Source organism: Nocardia terrae, from assembly GCF_009760405.1.
GTDB classification, from domain to species: Bacteria; Actinomycetota; Actinomycetes; order Mycobacteriales; family Mycobacteriaceae; genus Nocardia; species Nocardia terrae.
Window position 1 is genome coordinate 102,321 of sequence record NZ_WRPP01000009.1, and the last position, 19,803, is coordinate 122,123.

Genomic DNA, 19,803 nt, shown 5'->3' on the forward strand with positions numbered 1-19,803 from the left:
AATGTGAGCGTTAACACTATCAGGACCTCCCCCCACTTCTACTGCTCGCTCCAAGGGAGAGCCCGTGTTTAAGAGGCTTGTCATCGTCGCCAGTACCCTCACTCTCGCCGCCGTCGCGGCCGGCTGCGGAAGCGGTTCCGGAAGTGGTGGAACCACTCTCGGCTTCTCTCAGGTCGGTGCCGAGAGCGGCTGGCGCACCGCCAATACCCAATCCATCCAGGACTCCGCCAAGGATGCCGGGATCAACCTGAAATTCGCTGACGCACAACAGAAGCAAGAGAACCAGATCAAGGCGATCCGGTCCTACATCCAGCAGCACGTGGATGTCATCGCGTTCTCGCCGGTGGTCGAATCCGGGTGGGACACCGTGCTGAAGGAGGCCAAGGACGCCAAGATCCCGGTGATCCTCACCGACCGTGCGGTGGACTCGAAGGATCCGTCCTACTACGCCACCTTCCTCGGCTCGGACTTCGTCGAGGAGGGGAAGAAGGCGGCCCAGTGGGTGATCGACACCTACAAGAACTCCAATGAGACCGTTAACATCGCCGAGTTGCAGGGCACCACGGGTTCGGCCCCGGCCATCGACCGCAAGAAGGGCTTCTCCGACCTGATCTCGGCCGATCCCAAGTTCAAGATCGTCGCCTCGCAGACCGGCGATTTCACCCGCGCCAAGGGCAAGGAGGTCATGCAGGCGTTCCTGGCCTCGCATCAGAAGATCGACCTGCTCTTCGCCCACAATGACGACATGGCCCTGGGTGCGATCCAGGCCATCGAGGAGGCCGGTCTCAAGCCCGGCAAGGACATCAAGATCGTGTCCATCGACGGCGTGCACGACGCGCTGCAGGCCCTGGTCGACGGCAAGGAAAACTATGTCGTCGAATGCAATCCGCTGCTCGGACCCCAACTGATGGACCTCGTGAAGAAGATCAAGGCGGGACAGCCGGTGGATCACCGCATCGTCACCACCGAGACCACCTTCACCCCGGAGCAGGCCGCGGCGGCATTGCCCAGCCGCAAGTACTGATCCGCTTCCCGAATCCTCCAGTTCCCGAAGATATTGAGGCGCAATCGATGTCGGAACCGACCACCGCGCCGCTGCTGTCGATGACCGGCATCGGCAAGCAATTCGGCGCGGTGACCGCGCTGGCGGCGGTGAACCTGCGACTGTTCCCCGGGGAGATCCACGCCCTGGTCGGGGAGAACGGCGCGGGCAAATCCACCCTCATCAAGGTGCTCACCGGAATCCACCCCGCCGACACCGGGACCATCCGGTTCGACGGGCAACCGGTGCGCTTCACCGGGCCGCAGCAGGCCCAGCGCGCCGGGGTGAGCACCGTGTACCAGGAAGTGAACCTGTGCCCGAACCTCTCGGTCGCGGAGAACATCTACATCGGCCGGGAACCTCGCCGGGCGGGACTGGTGCGGTTCCGCACCATGCGCCGGGCGGCCACCGAGCTGGTGGCCCGCATGGGGCTGGACGTGGACGTGACCGCGCCGCTCGGCTCGTATTCACTTGCGGTGCAGCAACTCATCGCCATCGTGCGGGCCGTGGACCTGGACGCGCGGGTGCTGGTGCTCGACGAGCCCACCTCGTCGCTGGACGCCGGTGAGGCCGCGCAGCTGTTCGCGCTCATGCGCCGCCTGGCCGGCGACGGCGTCGCGATCCTGTTCGTCACCCATTTCCTGGACCAGATCTTCGCCCTGTGCGACCGGGCGACGGTGCTGCGCAACGGAACCCTGGTGGGGGAGTACGCGGTGGCCGAGCTGACCCACAAGAGTCTGGTCGCCCGCATGCTCGGCAGCGCGGCCGGCACGCTCGACGAGATCGAGCAGGAGAGCACCCAGCACGACGGGCCCCGAGCCCGCACCGCCGACCCGGTGCCGCTGCTTACCGCCACCGGGGTGAGCGGGCGGCGAAACTCGGTCGCGCCCTTCGATCTGACGGTGCACGCCGGTGAGGTGGTCGGGCTGGCCGGACTGCTCGGGTCCGGGCGCACCGAGGCGGTGCGGCTGCTGTTCGGAGCCGATCGCGCGGTCACCGGCGAGGTCACGATGGCCGGAGCGGGCGGGCCGCTGCGGTCACCGCGTGCCGCGGTCGCGCACGGCCTGGCCTTCTGCCCGGAGGATCGCAAGACGCAGGGGTTGATACTCGAACTGTCGGTGGCGGAGAACATCCTGCTCGCCGCGCAGGCCGCCCGCGGCTGGGCCCGGCCGATACCGGCGCGCAAGCGGGACGAATGGGTGTCGAAATACATTGCCGCCCTGCGTATCACCCCCGATGACCCGACCCTGCCGGTCAAGTCGCTCTCGGGCGGGAATCAGCAGAAGGTGCTGCTGGCGCGCTGGCTGGTGACCCAGCCGCGGCTGCTGATCCTCGACGAGCCCACCCGCGGCATCGATATCGGCGCGAAAACCGAGATCCAGCGCCTGGTGCTGTCGCTGTCCGAGGAAGGAATGGCCGTGGTGTTCATCTCCGCCGAGCTCGAGGAGGTGCTGCGCCTGTCACACAAGGTCGAGGTGCTGCGCGATCGCCGGCTCGTCGCCGAACTGACCAATGACGCGGCGTTGACCATGGACCGGCTCATGGAAACCATTGCCAGCGGGGCGGTCTCATGAGGGCCCGGGCTTCGGCGATGATCCGCCATCGACTGGTATGGCCGGTGGTCGCGCTGGTCGCGTTGCTGGCCGTCGACGTCGTGCACACACCGGGATTCCTGGCCGTGCGCATGCAGGACGGTCACCTCTACGGCGGCCCGATCGACATCCTGCGCTACGGCGCGCCACTCGTCCTGATCTCGGTGGGCATGACCCTGGTCATCGCGACGCGGGGCATCGATCTGTCGGTGGGTGCGGTGGTGGCCATCGCCGGGGCGCTGGCGTGCCTGCGCATCCAGAAACTGACCGATCCCGGCGCGATCGGGGGTGTGCTCGCGGCCGTCGCCCTGGCCCTCGCGGTGGCGGCCGGGCTGGGGCTGTGGAACGGAATCCTGGTGGCGCGCTTCCATATACAACCGATCGTCGCGACACTGATTCTCATGGTGGCCGGGCGTGGCCTGGCTCAGCTGATCACCCAGGGGCAGATCATCACCGTCAACAGCGGGCCCTACCACGTGATCGGCGGCGGCTTCCTGCTCACCCTGCCGGTGCCGGTGCTCATCGCGGCGGCGGTGACGGTGCTGGTGGCGCTGCTGTTGCGTCGCACCGCACTGGGCCTGCTGCTGGAATCGGTCGGCGGCAATGCCGAGGCGTCGCGGCTGGTGGGCATCCGGGCGGGCGGGCTGATCGCCGGTGTGTACGTGGTGTGCGCCTGCTGCGCCGCGGTGGCCGGGCTCATGATCAGCTCCAATGTGTCCGCGGCCGACAGCAACAATGCCGGTCTGTGGATCGAGCTCGACGCGATCCTCGCCGTCGTCCTCGGTGGCACGGCCCTAACCGGCGGGAGGTTCCATCTCGGCGGAACAGTGCTGGGCGCGTTGGTTATTCAAACACTGACCACCACCATCTACACCATCGGCGTGCCACCGGAGACCACGCTGCTGTTCAAGGCGCTGGTCGTGATCGCCGTGTGCCTGGTCCAGTCACCGGTCTTCCGGGCCAAGGTGTTCCGCGCCCGCCCGAACCTGCCGCCCCCGGCGGCCGAGCATGAGTCCGAGGACGGTGCGGCCACCGGCGCACCCAGTGAACAGGAGGCCCTCCGCCGATGAACGCACCCGCCGTCTCCCTCCCCACCCGGCCGCTGCCGGCGCTGAAAAACCTGGTGTCGCGGGGCGAGCGCTATACGCCGGTGCTGGTCACCGCGGCGCTGTTCGTGATCATGTACGGCATCGGCGTGGCCCGCTACCCGGCATTCGGCTACCCCCAGGTGTTCGTGAACCTGTTCATCGACAACGCCTTTCTGCTGGTGCTGGCCGTCGGCATGACCTTCGTGATCCTCACCGGCGGCATCGATCTGTCCGTCGGCGCGGTGCTTGCGGTCAGCACGGTGATCTCGGCCTGGTTGGTCACCGTGCACCACTGGCCCGCCCCGGCGGTGATGATCCTGATCCTGGTGGGCGGCACCGTGTTCGGCGCGGGGATGGGCGCGGTGATCCACTACTTCGAGATCCAGCCGTTCATCGTCACCCTGGCGGGCATGTTCCTCGCCCGCGGCCTGTCCTATGTGATCAGCACCGATTCCATCACCATCACCGACCCCACCTACACCCGCCTGGCCCAGCAGCGCATTCATCTGGGCTCGAGCGTGTTCGTCTCGGTGAGCATGCTGGTGGCGCTTGCCGTGGTGGCCGCCGCCTTCGTGGTGCTGCATTACACCCGCCTGGGCCGCACCGTCTACGCTCTCGGCGGCAACGAGCAGTCCGCGCTGATGATGGGACTTCCCGTGGCGCGCACCAAGATCGCCGCCTACGCCATCAGCGGCGCCTGCTCGGCCCTGGGCGGCATTCTGTTCACCTTCTACACCCTCTCCGGCTGGAGCCTGCACGCCGTCGGCATGGAACTCGACGCCATCGCCGCGGTGGTGATCGGCGGCACCCTGCTCTCCGGCGGCACCGGATTCATCCTGGGCACCGTGCTCGGCGTCCTCACCCTGGGCATCATCCAAACCATCATCAGCTTCCAGGGCACCCTGAGCTCCTGGTGGACCAAGATCGTCATCGGCGCCCTCCTGCTGATCTTCATCCTGCTCCAGCGCAGCCTCAGCGGCCGCGCCCGCGGTTGAACTCCGTCGGGTCGGCGCAGGCTACGTCCCTTGGACCTTCGCGTCCGGGCACACGGTCACTCCCCGCGGGTGCGGTGGGTGTGTGCGGTCGGGACCATCGGCCCTGGAGTTCGGTCTCGGATCGCGCTGAGCTTGAAGGGATCTCGATGGAGGGTGTCATGCGACGGATTCTCTTCCCGGCCTTGGCGGCAGCGGCGGCGCTGGCGTTCCGGCATCGGATGCTGACCTGGGGCGCGACCGCGGAGGAAGCCGCGGCGGATTACCCGGGGGATGAATTGATCACCGACCCGACGGGGCGGTCCACCATGGCGACCACGCTGCCCGCACCGCCGGAAGCGGTGTGGCCCTGGCTGGTGCAGATGGGCAGCGAGCGTGCGGGGTGGTACAGCTGGGATCTTTTCGACAATCGCGGTCGCCCCAGCGCAACGCAGATCCTGCCGCAATGGCAGCTGTTGCGCGAGGGCGACCGGATCGACGCCAGCCCCGACGGCGGCCTGTTCTTCACCGTCGCAGCCATCGACCGGCCCGCAACCTTGGTGTTGCGCAGCGACATCGATGTCTCGAATCGGCGATCGTTCGACCCGCGCGGCCCGCTGCCGCAGAGGTTCGCCGACGGCATCTGGGCATTCCACCTGACCGAGCTGCCGGGCGGCCGCACTCGCCTGGTGGTCCGCACGGTCGGCCGCAGCGGACCCCGCCTTCCCATGGCCTTGTTCGACCGTCTGCTCGGCGAGCCCGCGCACTTCATCATGCAGCGCCGCCAGTTCACCAACCTCCGCGGACGCGTCGAGACCACCCCTGCGCCCGGGCAATCCGCCAATGGCGACCGGCGCACCGCCGTCGCCGGAGCCGCGCAGGAAACCCGATGAGAAAGATAGACGTGCGTCTGGTTCGGAGGTGGACGTGAGCGGACCGCTGGACCGACCCGCGCGCGTCTACCATCCCGGACGCGGCAGGCACGTCGAGAACGTGATGATGAATGCTCTGGTCGGAATGGGGTTGCTTCCGCGCTGCTATCTGCTCACCACGGTGGGCCGCAACAGCGGAAGACGCCGAACCAATCCGGTTCTGGTCGTCACCGACGGCGGCAAGCGATGGCTGGTGGCTCCGTACGGCCCGGTGCAATGGGTTCGCAATGCCCGAGCCGCGGGCCGAGTTCGGTTGCGCCGCAGGACCGATGTGCACGACTTCGGTCTGAGGGAAGCGGCATCGGAGGAGGCGGGGCCGGTATTGCAGCGCTATGTCGCGCTGGCCCGGACCACCCGCCCGTACTTCAGCGCCGATGTCACCTCCGCCGCAGCCGATTTCGTCGCCGAGGCCGACCGCCACCCGGTCTTCGAACTGATCCCGGTCGACGAGGCCGCCGTCGGCGCGAGTTGACCGGGGTGCGACGGAACGATCACAGCCCACAGGCCGTTGCGGGGAGGCAACGGCCTGTGGGCGTTTCGGAGGGTGGGTCAGGCTTCGGACTTGTTCAGGGTGGAGTTGCGGTAGCCGAAGGTGAGGTAGAGGGCCAGGCCGAGGACGAGCCAGACGACGAAGCGCAGCCAGGTGACCCAGGCGAGGTGGCTGATCAGCCAGATGGAGAAGCCGACGCCGACGAGGGGGACGACGGGGACCCACGGGGTGCGGAAGGCGCGTTCGGCATCGGGGCGGGTGCGGCGCAGCCGCATGACGCCGAGGGCCACCACGATGAAGGCCATGAGGATGCCGACATTGGTGAGTTCGGCGGCCTGGCGGATGGGTAGGAAGCCGGCGATCAGCGCGGAGACGATACCGACGGGCCAGATGACCCGGGTGGGAACCTTGCGGGCGGAACGGGATTCGCTGAAGTAGGACGGCAGCAGCCCGTCGCGGCTCATGGCGAAGCCGACGCGGGTGACGGCCAGCATATTGGCGAACGCCGAGGTGGTGACGCCCACGACCGCGCCGACCGCGATGATCAGGCCCAGGATTCCCATGCCGATGGAGTCGAAGGCGCTCGAGAACGGCGAGGACACGTTGATGTCGGTGTAATTGACCATGCCGACGATGACCAGGCACACCAGCAGGTAGACCACCGCCGCGATGCCGAGGCTGATCATGATGGCCTTGGGGATGAGCTTCTTGCCCTCGCTCGATTCCTCGGCCGCGGCGCTCATGGCGTCGTAACCGTAGACGGCGAAGAACGCGAGTGCCGCGCCCGAGACCGCGCTGCCGATGCCGAACGGGAAATACGGGCTGTAGTTGCCGGTCTTGATGTGCAGAGCGCCCGCGACGACCACGATGGCGACGATGAGCAGCTTCAACGCGACGAGACCCGTTTGCACCCGGGCGGATTCGCGGGTGCCCCGCGAGAGCAGGAAGGCCAGCAGCAGGCACAGCAGCAGCGCGAACACGTCGACCTTGTGACCATGCCCCGACCCCGGGGCCCCGAGCGCCCAGGTGGGCAGGTCGAATCCGATGTAGTGGGTGATGTAGTTCAGATACCCCGACACCGCGATCGCGACGACCGACACGATGGCCGTGTATTCGAGCAGCAGATCCCACCCGATCATGAAGCCGATGATCTCGCCCAGCGCCACATAGGAATACGTGTAGGCCGACCCGGCCCGCGGCACCATGCCCGCGAACTCGGCGTAGCAGAGCGCGGCCGCGCCGGAGCCGACCACGGCGATGAGGAACGAGACGAGGACCGCCGGGCCCGCCACATCGTGGGCGACCACGCCGGCCAGCGAGAAGACGCCCGCCCCGACCAGCCCGCCGAGGCTGAGGGCCACTAATTGCCACAGTCCCATGCTCTTGGTGAAATCACCGGTGTCGCCGACGGTTACGGGCATTCGCCGCATCATCGCGCGGGGGGACAATCTGGGTCGCGCGGGTTTGGTGACGACGGAACTCATGACGGGCCTCTCAGGGGGTGTTGCGTTGTATTTCTGACGTGCGTTGTGACGGAGCGGGACGCGAGCGCGACCGCTAGAAGACGAAGCCCTCGGGGAAGGGATCGGTGGGGTCCAACAGGTAGTTGGCGGTGCCGGTGACCCAGGCGCGCCCGGTGATCGCGGGCACGATCGCGGGCCGGTCCCCGACGGTGGTGGCCGCGACCGAACGGGCGCGGAAGGTGGTGCCGATGAGCGAATCACTGCGCAGCACTTCGTCATCGGCGAGATATCCGCGGGCGTGCTGGCGGGCCAGCAGGGCCGAGGTGCCGGTGCCGCAGGGGGAGCGGTCCGACCACCCGGGATAGTTGGCCATGACATTGCGGACGTGCGCGGGCTCGGAGTCGGGCGCGAGGAACATGGCGTGCTTGCATCCGGAGATCCGCTCGTCCTCCGGATGCACGGGCCGCCGGGATGCGTTGATGGCGTCCAGGATTCGCAGTCCGGCGGCGAGGATCCGGTCCTTGTGCGCCCGGTCGTAGGGCAGTCCGAGCTTGCCCAGATCGATGATCGGATGGAAGTTGCCGCCGTAGGCCATGTCGTAGCGGACGGTCCCCAGCCCCGGCACCTCGATGTCGTTGTCGAGGCTGTCGCAGAAGGCGGGCACATTGCGCAGGGTGACCGAGTCGGCGTGCCCGGCGCGCACCGCGACCTCGGCCACGATGCGGCCGATCGGCATGTCGAGCCGAATCTCGGTGACCGGCTCGGTGACCGGCACCATGCCGGTCTCGACCAGCGTGGTGGCGACGCCGATGCTGCCGTGCCCGCACATCGGCAGCATGCCGCTGGTGTCGATGAACAGGACACCGAAGTGGCCGTCGGCGGTGGTGGCGGGCTGCAGGATCGCGGCGACCATCGAGGAGTGCCCGCGTGGTTCGTTGACCAGCATTCCGCGCAATCCGTCACGGTTTTCGGCGAAGTACGCCTGCCGCTCGGCCATGTCGGCCCCGGGAATCGTGCCGACGCCGCCGGTGACCACGCGGGTGGGCATGCCCTCGGTGTGGGTGTCGACGGCGGAGATCAGGTGGGTACTGCGCATCAGGGCTGTCCTTCACTGTCGAGTTCCGCGAGTTCGCGCAGCCGTACCGGCGCGGCGAGCGGACGCCAGGCGGGTGTGGCGGCGGCCAGGCCGTCGGCGGCCGTCCCGTCGGGATAGGAATGTCCGCGCAGCGCATCGATATTGGCCGCGCACATGCGGCCCTGGCAGGGACCCAGCCCGGCGCGGGTGGCGAGCTTGGCGGGCCGGTAGCCGTCGCCGCCGGTGCGGGTCCAGGCGGCGGCCAGCTCGGCGCGGGTGGTGCCCTCGCAGCGGCAGATCACGGTCGCGGGTTGCGACCAGCCCAGCACGCCGGGCCGGAGGGGGGTGCGCCGCTGCGAGTCTGGCCACGAACTGTTGGGCGGTGCGATGGCGGGCGGTCAGCGCCCGATCCGCGGTGGGGTCGCCACCGGCGGCGGCGATTCCGGCCACCGCACCCTCGACACCGGAGACCTGAGCGCCTCCGATTCCAGTGATTTCCCCTGCCGCCCAGACATTCTCGGCGGTCGTGCGCTGGGTGTGGTCGACGCGTACGAACCCGCCGGGATCGAGTCGAGCACCGGCGGCGAGGGCGAGTTCGTGCTGCGGGGTGAACCCGTGCGAGACCGCGACCGCGTCCACCGCGACCGTGGTCCGGCTGCCCGGAATCGGTGTCCAGTTCTCGTCCAGTCGGGCGATCGTGGCCTCCTCCGCCCGCCCGTCACCGGCCACCGCGATCACCGCCGACGAGGTGCGCAGCGGAATCCTGTGCCGCACACCGCACACCGCGTATTCGATCAGCTCACCGGCCTTGCCGAGGCTGTGCCGCAGCTCCCAGGGTCGCGCGCCCCAATGACGCAGGATGTGCCGACCCGGATTCGCTTCCAGTACCGCGGTCACCGTCGCACCACCCACGGCCAGCGACTGCGCGACCGGCAGCAGGAACGGACCGGTGCCCGACAGCAGCACCGACCGGCCGACGAGAACGCGCTGGGTCTTCGCCAAAGTCTGTGCGGCACCGGCGGTATAGACGCCGGGCAGGTCCCAGCCGGGGAAAGGGCACACCCGGTCGTAGGCGCCGGTCGCGATCACCAGCGCGTCGCCCTGGACCACACGCAGGGTGCGCTGTTCACCTTCCGGGCCCTGCAGCACCCGCACCGCGGGGCAGCTGCCGTCCGCGTGCTGTTCGATCTGATAGACCGAGGCCCATGCCAGCCATTCACACCGGGGATGACCGGCCAGAAACCGCGCCCGGTAGTCGGCGTCGGCGTATCCGTGCCCGATGCTCAGCGGTCGCCGCACTCGGTAGTCGGCGGGAATTCTGCGGTTGTATTGGCCGCCGAGTTGTTCATTGGAGTCGATCAGCGTCACCCGCGCCCCGTGCCGCAGTGCGGATTCGGCCGCCGCGGCACCGGCGGGGCCGCCGCCGATCACCACCACATGCCGGGTCATCGCACGTCTCCGGGCCAGCGCGACTGTGTGGTGACGGCGTCGCCGTCGCGGGCCGGACGCCGGCACAATCGCACGTCCGGCACGCCGTTCACGGTCGCCACACAGTCGAAACACACACCGATGCCGCAGAAGACGCCGCGCGCGCCGCCGGTGGGCGCGGTGCGCCACTGCGGGCGCCCGCCCGCCAGGAGTACCGAGGCCAGGGTCTGTCCGTGCACCCCCGCGACGACGGCGCCGTCCACGGTGATCGACAGCGGCCGGTCGTCGCGGCCGACCGGATCGGTGGCCGGGGGAATAATGCTGGGGCTCAACGAAATATCTCTCTCGGGTGGGGCGGGATGCGTGGGCGGGTGCGAGGGCCTAGCGGTGGCCCAGGGCGAGGACCGCGCGGGTGTCGGCGTCGATGCGGGCCCGCAGGTCCGGACCGGGCGGCAGGCGCGGCGGGCGGGCGATGCCGCCGCGGCGCCCGGCCAGATCCATCGAGCGTTTGACGGCCTGGACGAATTCGGTCTTGGAGTCCCAGCGCAGCAGCCGGTGCAGCTCGCGGTACATCGGCAGCGCCTTGTCCAGGTCCCGGTTGACCGCGGCGTGGTAGAGCTCGACGGCCGAGCGCGGAATCACGTTGGCGTATCCGGCGATCCAGCCGACGGCTCCGGCGATGGCGAGCTCGAGCACGAGATCGTCGGAGCCGACCAGCACATCGAGATCCGGTGCGAGCTCCTTGATCTCGTAGTAGCGCCGCACGTCGCCGCTGAACTCCTTGACGCCGACGATCAACCCTTCGGCGTGCAGTTCGGCGAGCACCGCGGGGGTGAGGTCGATGCGGGTGTCGACGGGGTTGTTGTAGGCCAGGATCGGCAGCCCGACCTGGGCCACCGTGCGGTAGTGGTCGAGGATCGAGTCGCGTCCGCCGCGATAGGTGTTGGGCGGCAACAGCATCACCGCCTGCGCACCGGCGAGCGCGGCTCGTTCGGCGAGCCGGCGCGCCTGCAGCGCCCCGTAGGCGGCGACACCGGGCATCACGGTGAATCCCGCGGGCGCGGCGGCGATCGCGGTGGCGATGATCTCGCCCCGCTCGTCGTCGGTCAGGGTCTGGTACTCGCCCAGCGAACCGTTCGGGCTCACACCGTGGCAGCCGTTCGCGGCCAGCCACGCGACCTGCTCACCGAAGGCGTCGTGATCCACGGAGTAGTCCTCGGCGAAGGGCAGCGTGGTGGCGACCAGAACCCCGTGCCAGGGCCGGCTCGCACGCGTCGCGATCGTCTCGGACATATCCGTCTCCTTCTGTGGCCCGGTGCGGGACTCCCCACCGAGACCTCAAGTGTTATGTGAAGTGTGACATTGCACTGACTGTAGCCAAGTGGTCTGCGTCACGCAAGAGATTGCCGATACCAGGTCAGGCAGGCGGGCGGAGCCCGAGCGCCGAACCGGTCCACGCCGAAACCTCCCCGCACAGAACGGGATCGGAGTTCAGCGCGCGACCATGGGACGGGATCATCCGGCGGATCACCGGCTCCCACTGCGCCTGCTTGTCGGGAAAACAGCGCCCGAGCAGATCCAGCACGGCCGACACCGCGCCCGACGCACCCGGAAGCGTGCCCAGGAACCCGGCGAGCGAACCGTCGTCGGCCGTCGCGACGGAGGTGCCGAATTCGAGTGCGCCGGAACGCAGCCCGCCGTCCGACAACACGGATTGGACGCGTTGACCGGCGGTGATCGATTCCCAGTCGTCCGCCTCGGTTCCGGGAGCGAACGCACGGAGCGCTCGGAGCCTGCCCCGCATCGACTGGGTGACGTCCTCGATCAGGAACCGCAGCAGCGGCCGGTTCTCGATCGCCACCCGGAGCAGCGGTATCGCGTTCCCCGGGCCCACCGATCGCGGAAAGTCCAGGGCTGAACCGTGTTGGAGGAATCGCGGAGACCATCCGCTGTAGGCCCCGAACTGCAACTCCCGCTTGCCGTTGACGATTCGGGTGTCGAGATGCCGCGCGGCCATGGGCGGCGCGCCCGGCGCGGGCAGCCCGAACACCTTGGCGTCATGGGCACGCACCACGTCCGGATCGGTGCACCGCAAGAACTGCGCGGAGACCGGAAAGCCGCCCACGTGCCGCACCGCCCGTACCCGGGCGTTCCGCAGCAGCGACAGTGTTCGCCCGCCTGCGCCGACGAACACGAACCGCGCCTGGACCGTGGATCGTCTCCCCGATCGTCGATCCCGGAGGCTCAGTCGCCACCCGGGATCGGCTCGGGCCAGCGAGGTGACCTCGCAGCCGAGATGGATCGGCGCTGTGCGCCCGAGGAATTCGAGCAGTTGCCGCGTCAGTTCCCCGAAATCGACATCCGTGCCGGCGCCGCTCCAACTGACGGCCGTTTCCGCCGCCGCGCCGCGATCGGCGGCCATCAGCGGCAGCCGGTCCGCGAGCACGTCCGGATCGGCGCTGTAGCGCAGATCGGCGAACAGGGGATTGGGTGCCAGCGTGTCGTATCGCCGCCGTAGGTACTTCACATTTTCAGCCCCCTCAACAAAGCTGAAATGATCGACGGCATTGATGAACCGGCCGGGCTCGCGCAGCATCGAATGCTCGACCGCGTAGGCCCAGAATTGCCGCGAGACCTGAAATTTCTCATTGACCTCGATGGCTTTGGCGATGTCAATGGATCCGTCGGCTCGCTGCGGCGAATAGTTCAGCTCGCACAGGCCCGCGTGCCCGGTCCCGGCATTGTTCCAGGACCCGCTGCTCTCCTGTGCGACATCGTTCAATCGCTCGTATACCGCGATCGACCAGTCGGGCTGCACCATTCGGACGATCGCGCCGAAGGTCGCGCCCATGATGCCCGCCCCGATAATGGCGACATCGACATGCTCGGTCACAGCCACCCGAATCTGACGCTCCACGGCAGCACCCGCATGCCGGTGAGGACATCCTCGGTGGCGAAGGGGTCACCCGCGAACAGCTCCCGGACCGTGGCCTCGTCCTCGGCTTCCACCACGAACAGGGCTCCCGACAGGTCCGCGTACCGCCCGGCGAGGTGGATCCGGTTCTCCTCGTAGCGACCCTTGACCCAGTCGAGGTGCGGAACATGGAGCCGCTCATAGTTTTTCGCCTGGACCGACCCGGCGGGGCCGTAGGCGTACTCCACCGCGAAAATGGCCATCGTCTACCTCACCGTGCCGAACGACGCTTCGATGACGGCCCGTTCGTCGGCGTGGCGAACCACGGCCATCGCCTCGGCCGCCCGCGCGCGATTGTCCGCGTCCAGATCCTGGGAGACCTTGAATCGGCCGATGATCTCGTGGATCCGAATCTCGAATCCGGTGACGCGGCCGATGATCTGGGCGATCCGGGGATGGGAGTAATCGAGCTCGTAATCGTGGGGATCGGACCTCTCGGAAATGCTGGCTATGCCGTCGAGCAACTGGGTGCGATCCCGCAGCAGCGTCGCGGTGCCCCGGACGTGGACGCTGATCGAATTCCAGGTCGGCAATGGATTTCCGGTGAGCACCTTCGGCGACAGATAGGCGTTGGGCCCGTGGAACAAGACGGTCACCGGCCGCCCGTCGAGCAGTCGCGCATGCGGATTCGCGCTGTCGAGATGACCGAACAGCGTGCCGTGCGGCCCGCGTTCCCGATTCAGGACCAGCGGCAGATTGGTGGCCACGATCTCGTCGGCATTCGGCGCGGACAGCATGGTGGCGAACGGATACGCCTCCATGACGCGCATCGACTTTCCCTCGTCCGTTTCGAGATGCACCCGCGGCGGATACAGGGCCCGGTGCGCATCAGAATTGTTCGACACTGACATGTGATCCTTCTTCTCGAGGACTTTCGATGAATACGCTGCGTCCGGCGTAGGCGCCGGCCACGCCCTGGACGACGATGAACACGGCGAGGACGGCCAGCACCGGGCCCCAGGAGCCCGAAAGGTCGTGCAGCGCACCGGCTCCGACCGGGCCGACCGCGGACAGCGAATACCCGACCGTCTGGGTGACGCCGGCGACCAGGGCGGCCTCGGCGGCGCTGCGGGTACGCAGCAGCGGCAGGGAGAACGAGGCGCCGCCCGCGATTCCGAGCCCGGCCCCGAAGATGACCATCCACAGCGGGGTCCAGCCGTCGGGTCGCAGCGCGATGGCGACGGTCCCGGCGAGCAGCAGGGCCGGGCCCAGTACCGTCGCCCACACTTGGCTGCGGGTGCGGTGAATGGCGATCGATACGCCCAGCGCGCAGGGGATGGCCGTCACTTCCGTGAGGGCCAGCAGCACCGAGGCACTGCCGCTGCCGTGCCCGGCCTGGATCAGGATGTTGGGCAGCCATCCGGCGATGGTGAAGAACAGCACGGACATGATCGAGAAGAACGCCACGATCGCCCAGGTGAGGGGTTGATAGATGACCGAGGAGACGGTGGCCGCCGACCGTACGGCGGCGGTTCCCGTATTCCCCTCGCGGCGGCGCAGCGCCAGCCAGGCCGGTGCCGCGAGCACCACCAGGCCGACCCACACGAACAGGCCCAGCCTCCACGAGTCGAGGCCCCGTGAGATCGGCAGTGTCACAGCGGCTGTCAGTGCCGGTCCCAGATACAGGCAGACGGTGTAGATGCCCATCAGCGGTCCGCGCCGGTGCGGTGGGTGTCCTTTGATGTAGGCGGGCAGCAGCACGTTCAATCCGGTGATCCCGGCCCCGATCACGACCATGCCCCACAACATCGGGACCAGTCCCGGCAGCAGGCGCAGGCAGAACCCGGCGGCCAGCACCAGTAGCGCGTACGCGATGACGGTCTGAAAGCCGTGCCGCGTCCCGAGCCTGGAGGCGAACGAAGACAGCAGGCCGAATACCAATATCGGTGCGGCGCTGAGCATTCCGATGGTCGCCGAGTCGGTGTGCTCATCGGCGCGGATGAGTGTGGCCACAGGCGCGATCGCGGTGATGGCGGGACGCAGGTTCAGCGCGACCAGGAATACGGTCACCGAGATCGCCCACATCGGCACGGTCGACGTTCTGTTCATGAGGATCCCGCCCGGCTGCGGAGGTCGGCCGCGAGGAGCTCGGCGATCTGAACGGCATTGAGCGCCGCGCCTTTTCGAAGGTTGTCCGCGCTGATGAACAACACCAGCCCGCGATCGTGCTCGACGCTGCGGTCCTGCCGGATGCGTCCGACGAAACTGGGATCGCGGCCCGTCGCCGCCAGCGGCGTCGGCAGCGCGCACAACCGCACCCCCGGTGCGGCGGCGAGCAATTCGGTGGCCTGCGCGGGCGTGATCGGCTCGGCGAACTCGGCGTGCACCGTCAGCGAGTGACCGGTGTACACGGGCACCCGCACGCAGGTGGCCGCCACCCGGAGATCCGGCAGGCCGAGGATCTTGCGGCTCTCGTGGCGCAGCTTCTGTTCCTCGTCGGTCTCGAGGGATCCGTCGTCGACGAGGCTGCCAGCCAAGGGAATCACGTTGAAGGCGATCGGGGCGGGAAACCGCACCGGCTCGGGGAAGTCCACCGCGGCACCGTCGAAGGCCAGGGCCCCGGCTCGGCCGGCGGCGACACCGGCGGTGAGCTCCCCGAGCCCGGTGAAGCCGCCACCGGAGACCGCCTGATAGCTGCTCACCGTCAGCCGGATCAGTCCGGCCCGCCGATGCAGCGGGGCCAGCACCGGCATCGCGGCCATGGTCGTGCAGTTCGGGTTGGCGATGATGCCTTTGGGCGCGGTATGCGCGGCGTGCGGGTTGACCTCGCTGACCACCAGCGGCACCTGCGGATCCAGTCGCCAGGCCGACGAGTTGTCGATGACCATCGCACCGGCCGCCGCGAACCGTGGCGCATGGATGCGCGAAATGTCGCCGCCCGCCGAGAAGATCGCGAAATCGAGTCCGGCCGGGTCGGCGTCGGCCACGTCCTCGACGGCGATGTCCTCGCCGGGGTGCCAGGGCAACCGCGTGCCCGCCGATCGCGCGGAGGCGAAGTAGCGCATCCGCGCGACCGGGAAGTCGCGTTCGGTCAGTACCCGGCGCAGCACCGCACCGACGAGACCGGTCGCGCCGACGATGCCCACTCGAAACCCGTTCGTACTCAGCATGTCCGGACTCCCGCGGTCGGGCGCATCCAGCGCAGTGGGTCCGGATCGGCGGGGCGTGCGAAGTACTCCACGTCCCGCACCAGCCCGGCACTGTCGATCGGCGAGCTCGCGGGCCGGTCCAAGCGCTCGTCGTTGGCGCGGCGGGTGCGCGCCCCGAACGGCAGGTTCCCGAAGCGCGCGAAGCGAATCGCGCCCTGCCCGTCGCGGCAGGAGATCACCTCGCCCCGCACGAACCGACTGGCAGGGAACGGAACATCCAGCCTGCCGTCGGCGAAGGCTCGACCGATGGAGTCGATCGGATCGGGAGCGTCGAGTACCGGGTCGATCAGCTCGCGCACCTCGCGTTCGATCGCGCTCTGCTCGCGGGTGATCGCTTCCTCGTCGAGCTCGAACCAGTCGAACGACGGTCCGGTCCCGAAGCGGGCCGCGACCATCCCGACGGCGTTCTCGGCCATGGTCGGAATGCCGCTGGCCTCCGCGGGCGACTTGGTGATGACCTTGGCCGCCCGTCCGCGCGCCGCGATCAGTCCGCCGTAGATGATCAGCTCGACGGCGCGATCCCGGTCGGCGGGAAAGACACCCATGAACTGATGCAGCACCGTGTGGACCCGCACCTCGGGCCGGTCGGCCAGATAGTGGGCGGCCAGGGTGGTGATCGCCCGCAGTGCGGCCAGGTCCTGCCAGGGGTGACCGCCCTGCGGATAGGAGATGGACAGGCACCGAACCCCTTGTGCCGCGGCCAGTACCGCCTCCAGCAGGGTGGTGGCCAGGCAGATCGAGGGCGGCATGAGCACCCCGGTGAGGGTGCCGAACAGCTCCCGGTCGACGGTCACCCCGGCGGCGGTGATCTCCCCGGCGATCCGGTCGATCTCTTGCCAGGAGCGCAGCGACGCGGTGATCGGAACGTCCTTGGCGTAGGGCACGTTGTAGCCGATGCCGCCGCCCTCGAACGAGGTGAATCCCGAGGCGATGCTCACCGCGAACAACTGCCGGGCATCCGGCGAACCGTGCCTGAGCTGAATCGGCGCGGCCACCGCCTCGTTCAGTTCGCGGCCCAGTCGCCAGCCGTGGTTGATCAGCGGATAGCCATTGAGGCTCGCCGGATCGGCGGCCAACGCGGCGCGCACACTGTCGAATCGCAGCAGCCGGGTGTGCGAGTCGACGGTGACCGTCGCGATATCCGGTGCGGCCGTGGCCTGCAGGCCGGTCAGCAGCGCGCGCATCGCCTCGTGGCCGCCGACTCCGCAGCGCGGCTGGATCAAAGGTCTTGCGCGAGTGGATGCCTCGTCGAGCAGCTGGGCGACCGTCGGCTTGCCCAGGGACCGGATGTAGGCCAGAGAGGAGGCGATATCGGGCAATTCGGCGACGATCACGTCCGGTCACCGCCGTCACCGTGCGGGCCCCCGGACCGGGTGAGCAGATCGCTGTGGCTCGATCGGCGTTTCTCTCCGGCGAATCGGGCGGCCGGAGTGGAGCTTCCGCTGATCCGCGCGTGCAGGGCGTTGGCGAGCGAATCCAGCTCCGGCAGCGGGACGACGGTGGTCTGTGCGCCGCCGTCGGCGTCGATCACCGACACCAGTCCGTATCCGTCGGTGAGACGCCGACGGGTGACCACCGCGGTGCGCCCGCGTCCCACGCCGACCACGGTGCCGGTGGCCGCGACCAGCGCGCCGCCGGCATCGGCGGGCGTCAGTGCCCGGCATTCGATGCGCACACCGTGTGTCTCGGCCAGCCGGACCGAATCCTGGTGCAGCACTTTGGCACCGGCCGCCGACATCGCCGCGCACTGCCGATAGCCGAGCTCGGGCATGAGTTCGGCCGCGGGCACGATGTAGGGATCGGCGGTGAACACGCCCGGCACGTCGGAGAAGATCTCGCACCGATCCAGGCCCAGCATGGCGGCGATGGCCACCGCGGTCAGATCGGAGCTGTTGCGCCCGAGCATGGTGACCTGCCCGGTCGAGTCGGTGGCCTGACCGCCCGCGACGACCACCACGCGATGGTGTCGCAGGGCGTCCAGGAGTGGCCGGGCGTCCATCGAGACGATCGATGCCCGGGTGGCCTGTCCGTCGCTGCCGAGCCCGTTCTGCCCGGCCCATAATTCGACGGCCGGGCAGCCCCGCGCGTCGAGTGCGGCGCGCAGGAAACTGGCGCTGACCATTTCGCCGGTGGCCAGAATGTGGTCCTGGGCTTGTGCCCGGAGTTCCGGATCGATCGACCGCGCCGCCTCGAGCAGCCGCCCGGTGGTGCCCGACATGGCGCTGACCACGGCCACCACGCGCCGGTCCGGCCGCTCGCCCACGGAGTGGCTGAGATATCCGGCCACGGCGGTGTAGTCGGCGAGGTCGAGGAAGCAGGATCCGCCGAATTTCGCGACCGCGATGTCGTATTCGCTATCCGGCACGGCGTACCTCGACCGTGGTGGGCGTCTTGCCGCGCCGCTTCTCGCCGGACAGTCCCCATTCGGTGGGCTGCTCGTTGGCGAGAATCTCGAAGACCTTGCCGATCGAGTTCCCCAGGCCCCAGACATCGGTGTATGCGGGCCATTTCGGATGTCCGGCATCGATGTCGGACTGCCGGGCGTATCCGGCCCGCACCCACTCGCTGGTGGACGGACGGCGGTGGTGGAAGTCGTGCTGGGCCAGATCGCCCGGCACCACCGTGATACGAGACGGCAAGTGGTAGAAGGTCATTCGAAGAATCCAGCGGGTCCAGGCGCGCAGGGCGGTCAGCAGCGGCTGTCCGGGTTCGGGCAGGGGGTCACCGCTGAATCGCCCCCAGGAGTGCGAGACATGGAAGGCACGGCCGGACAGGCGAAGGTCCTTGGCCTTGAACCACGCGTGCTCGCTGAGGAATTCCAGCAGCGCGACGACGTGATACAGCGGAACCAGCGGAATCAGCACCGCCAGTGCGAATTCCGGCCACGTGCCCGTCCAGGTCACCACTGCGGCGATCGCGGCCAGATACACCGCGCCCATCACCTTGCGGTAGTTCGCGCAGCGCCACAGGTTCTGGGCGAGACGGGTGTAGAGGAATTCGGCGTGGAACTTGGGGGAGACGATCACGATCGCCAGCCGCCGCCACAGCGCGCGCTCGCTCATGCCCGGCCGGAACCGCAGCTGCAGCAGGTGCTGGATGGTGGGATCGGCGATGGTGGCGAAGGTTTCCTTGCGATGGTGCAGGTTGATGTGGTCTTCGTAGTACTGGTCGGCGTCGTCGGTGCATACCAGCGTGGACAAGACCTGGTGGATCATGCGGTCGCGGTGGATCTTGTGGGTGAAGCGGACGTGGATCGCGTGGTGGGCGATCACGGTGGAACACACCCGCGAGGCCGAGGTGCTCAGCACCCAGCACAGCGGTAGCAGCAGCCACAGCCATGACACTTCGTCGGCAACGATCCACCAGGCCGACGCGATACCGGCGGCCAGTACGATCAGATCGCAGATCAGGTAGGTGACCGGGTTCAGCCGGATCAGGGGTTGCTGACCGGGGAGGGCCTTGCCGGTGATCCAGGTCCACAGATGCTGGGTCCAGTGTGGGAATCGTTGGTAGGAGGCGCGAATCGCGGCCGACTCGGCTTCGTTATCCAGGGTGATCGGGGGAGTGTCGCCCGTTGATGTGACCATCGTGGGCTCCCT

At 68.5% G+C, this 19,803-nt stretch carries 19 protein-coding genes and 1 pseudogene; 6 read left to right on the top strand and 14 right to left on the bottom strand.

Annotated elements, in window-relative coordinates; all coding sequences use genetic code 11:
• Positions 1 to 64: 64 nt before the first annotated feature.
• The 6 genes from GPX89_RS34875 (at position 65) to GPX89_RS34900 (ending at position 6,097) form a co-directional block, all read left to right on the top strand.
• A complete protein-coding gene (locus GPX89_RS34875) occupies positions 65 to 1,024 on the top strand; it encodes an ABC transporter substrate-binding protein (RefSeq protein WP_328602645.1) in 960 nt (319 codons plus the stop codon).
• Between the two features lie 47 nt (positions 1,025 to 1,071).
• Positions 1,072 to 2,616 carry a sugar ABC transporter ATP-binding protein gene (locus GPX89_RS34880; protein WP_157392007.1) on the top strand — a complete coding sequence of 515 codons (1,545 nt, stop codon included), beginning with the start codon at positions 1,072 to 1,074 and terminating at the stop codon, positions 2,614 to 2,616.
• Between the two features lie 17 nt (positions 2,617 to 2,633).
• A complete protein-coding gene (locus tag GPX89_RS34885; RefSeq protein WP_235948815.1) occupies positions 2,634 to 3,704 on the top strand; it encodes an ABC transporter permease in 1,071 nt (356 codons plus the stop codon).
• Complete coding sequence (gene yjfF, locus GPX89_RS34890; protein ID WP_157392009.1) at positions 3,701 to 4,717, top strand: galactofuranose ABC transporter, permease protein YjfF; 1,017 nt, start codon at positions 3,701 to 3,703, stop codon at positions 4,715 to 4,717. The genes GPX89_RS34885 and yjfF overlap by 4 nt, the downstream gene beginning before the upstream one ends.
• Before the next feature lie 158 nt (positions 4,718 to 4,875).
• Positions 4,876 to 5,586, top strand: a complete 711-nt coding sequence (locus GPX89_RS34895) for an SRPBCC family protein (RefSeq protein ID WP_157392010.1) — start codon at positions 4,876 to 4,878, stop codon at positions 5,584 to 5,586.
• Positions 5,587 to 5,620: 34 nt separating this feature from the next.
• Positions 5,621 to 6,097, top strand: a complete 477-nt coding sequence (locus GPX89_RS34900) for a nitroreductase family deazaflavin-dependent oxidoreductase (protein ID WP_328602646.1) — start codon at positions 5,621 to 5,623, stop codon at positions 6,095 to 6,097.
• Positions 6,098 to 6,174: 77 nt separating this feature from the next.
• On the opposite strand, the gene GPX89_RS34905 is transcribed toward GPX89_RS34900, so the two are convergent.
• The 14 genes and pseudogenes from GPX89_RS34905 to GPX89_RS34965 form a co-directional block, all read right to left on the bottom strand.
• Entirely contained in the window at positions 6,175 to 7,545 is a 1,371-nt protein-coding gene (locus GPX89_RS34905; RefSeq protein WP_407939524.1) for an amino acid permease, read from the bottom strand.
• Between the two features lie 127 nt (positions 7,546 to 7,672).
• Positions 7,673 to 8,674: a proline racemase family protein gene (locus GPX89_RS34910; RefSeq protein ID WP_157392012.1), complete on the bottom strand. Its 1,002-nt coding sequence runs from the start codon at positions 8,672 to 8,674 to the stop codon at positions 7,673 to 7,675.
• Positions 8,674 to 8,982, bottom strand: a complete 309-nt coding sequence (locus tag GPX89_RS46355) for a (2Fe-2S)-binding protein (protein ID WP_407939526.1) — start codon at positions 8,980 to 8,982, stop codon at positions 8,674 to 8,676. The genes GPX89_RS34910 and GPX89_RS46355 overlap by 1 nt, the downstream gene beginning before the upstream one ends.
• A gap of 199 nt (positions 8,983 to 9,181) precedes the next feature.
• A pseudogene (locus GPX89_RS34915) lies at positions 9,182 to 10,102 on the bottom strand (NAD(P)/FAD-dependent oxidoreductase); the annotation flags it as partial.
• Positions 10,099 to 10,413: a (2Fe-2S)-binding protein gene (locus tag GPX89_RS34920; protein WP_157392014.1), complete on the bottom strand. Its 315-nt coding sequence runs from the start codon at positions 10,411 to 10,413 to the stop codon at positions 10,099 to 10,101. The pseudogene GPX89_RS34915 and the gene GPX89_RS34920, both read right to left, overlap by 4 nt.
• Before the next feature lie 49 nt (positions 10,414 to 10,462).
• A complete protein-coding gene (locus GPX89_RS34925; protein WP_157392015.1) occupies positions 10,463 to 11,374 on the bottom strand; it encodes a dihydrodipicolinate synthase family protein in 912 nt (303 codons plus the stop codon).
• 124 nt (positions 11,375 to 11,498) lie between these two features.
• Positions 11,499 to 12,980, bottom strand: coding sequence for a malate dehydrogenase (quinone) (gene mqo, locus GPX89_RS34930; RefSeq protein WP_407939527.1), 1,482 nt, complete (start codon positions 12,978 to 12,980; stop codon positions 11,499 to 11,501).
• Positions 12,971 to 13,258 carry a YciI family protein gene (locus GPX89_RS34935; protein WP_157392016.1) on the bottom strand — a complete coding sequence of 96 codons (288 nt, stop codon included), beginning with the start codon at positions 13,256 to 13,258 and terminating at the stop codon, positions 12,971 to 12,973. The genes mqo and GPX89_RS34935 overlap by 10 nt, the downstream gene beginning before the upstream one ends.
• A gap of 3 nt (positions 13,259 to 13,261) precedes the next feature.
• Positions 13,262 to 13,900, bottom strand: coding sequence for an FMN-binding negative transcriptional regulator (locus tag GPX89_RS34940; RefSeq protein ID WP_157392017.1), 639 nt, complete (start codon positions 13,898 to 13,900; stop codon positions 13,262 to 13,264).
• The gene (locus GPX89_RS34945; RefSeq protein ID WP_157392018.1) at positions 13,884 to 15,104 is read right to left on the bottom strand and encodes an MFS transporter; all 1,221 of its coding nucleotides are present in this window, start codon (positions 15,102 to 15,104) and stop codon (positions 13,884 to 13,886) included. The genes GPX89_RS34940 and GPX89_RS34945 overlap by 17 nt, the downstream gene beginning before the upstream one ends.
• Positions 15,101 to 16,165: an aspartate-semialdehyde dehydrogenase gene (locus GPX89_RS34950; protein ID WP_157392019.1), complete on the bottom strand. Its 1,065-nt coding sequence runs from the start codon at positions 16,163 to 16,165 to the stop codon at positions 15,101 to 15,103. Before GPX89_RS34950 ends, GPX89_RS34945 begins: the two co-directional genes overlap by 4 nt.
• Positions 16,159 to 17,538 (bottom strand): methylaspartate mutase, encoded by a 1,380-nt coding sequence (locus GPX89_RS34955; protein WP_157392020.1) that lies wholly within the window; start codon positions 17,536 to 17,538, stop codon positions 16,159 to 16,161. The genes GPX89_RS34950 and GPX89_RS34955 overlap by 7 nt, the downstream gene beginning before the upstream one ends.
• Positions 17,535 to 18,569, bottom strand: coding sequence for an amino acid kinase family protein (locus GPX89_RS34960; protein WP_157392021.1), 1,035 nt, complete (start codon positions 18,567 to 18,569; stop codon positions 17,535 to 17,537). Before GPX89_RS34960 ends, GPX89_RS34955 begins: the two co-directional genes overlap by 4 nt.
• Positions 18,559 to 19,791 carry a fatty acid desaturase gene (locus tag GPX89_RS34965; protein ID WP_157392022.1) on the bottom strand — a complete coding sequence of 411 codons (1,233 nt, stop codon included), beginning with the start codon at positions 19,789 to 19,791 and terminating at the stop codon, positions 18,559 to 18,561. The genes GPX89_RS34960 and GPX89_RS34965 overlap by 11 nt, the downstream gene beginning before the upstream one ends.
• Positions 19,792 to 19,803 lie beyond the last annotated feature (12 nt).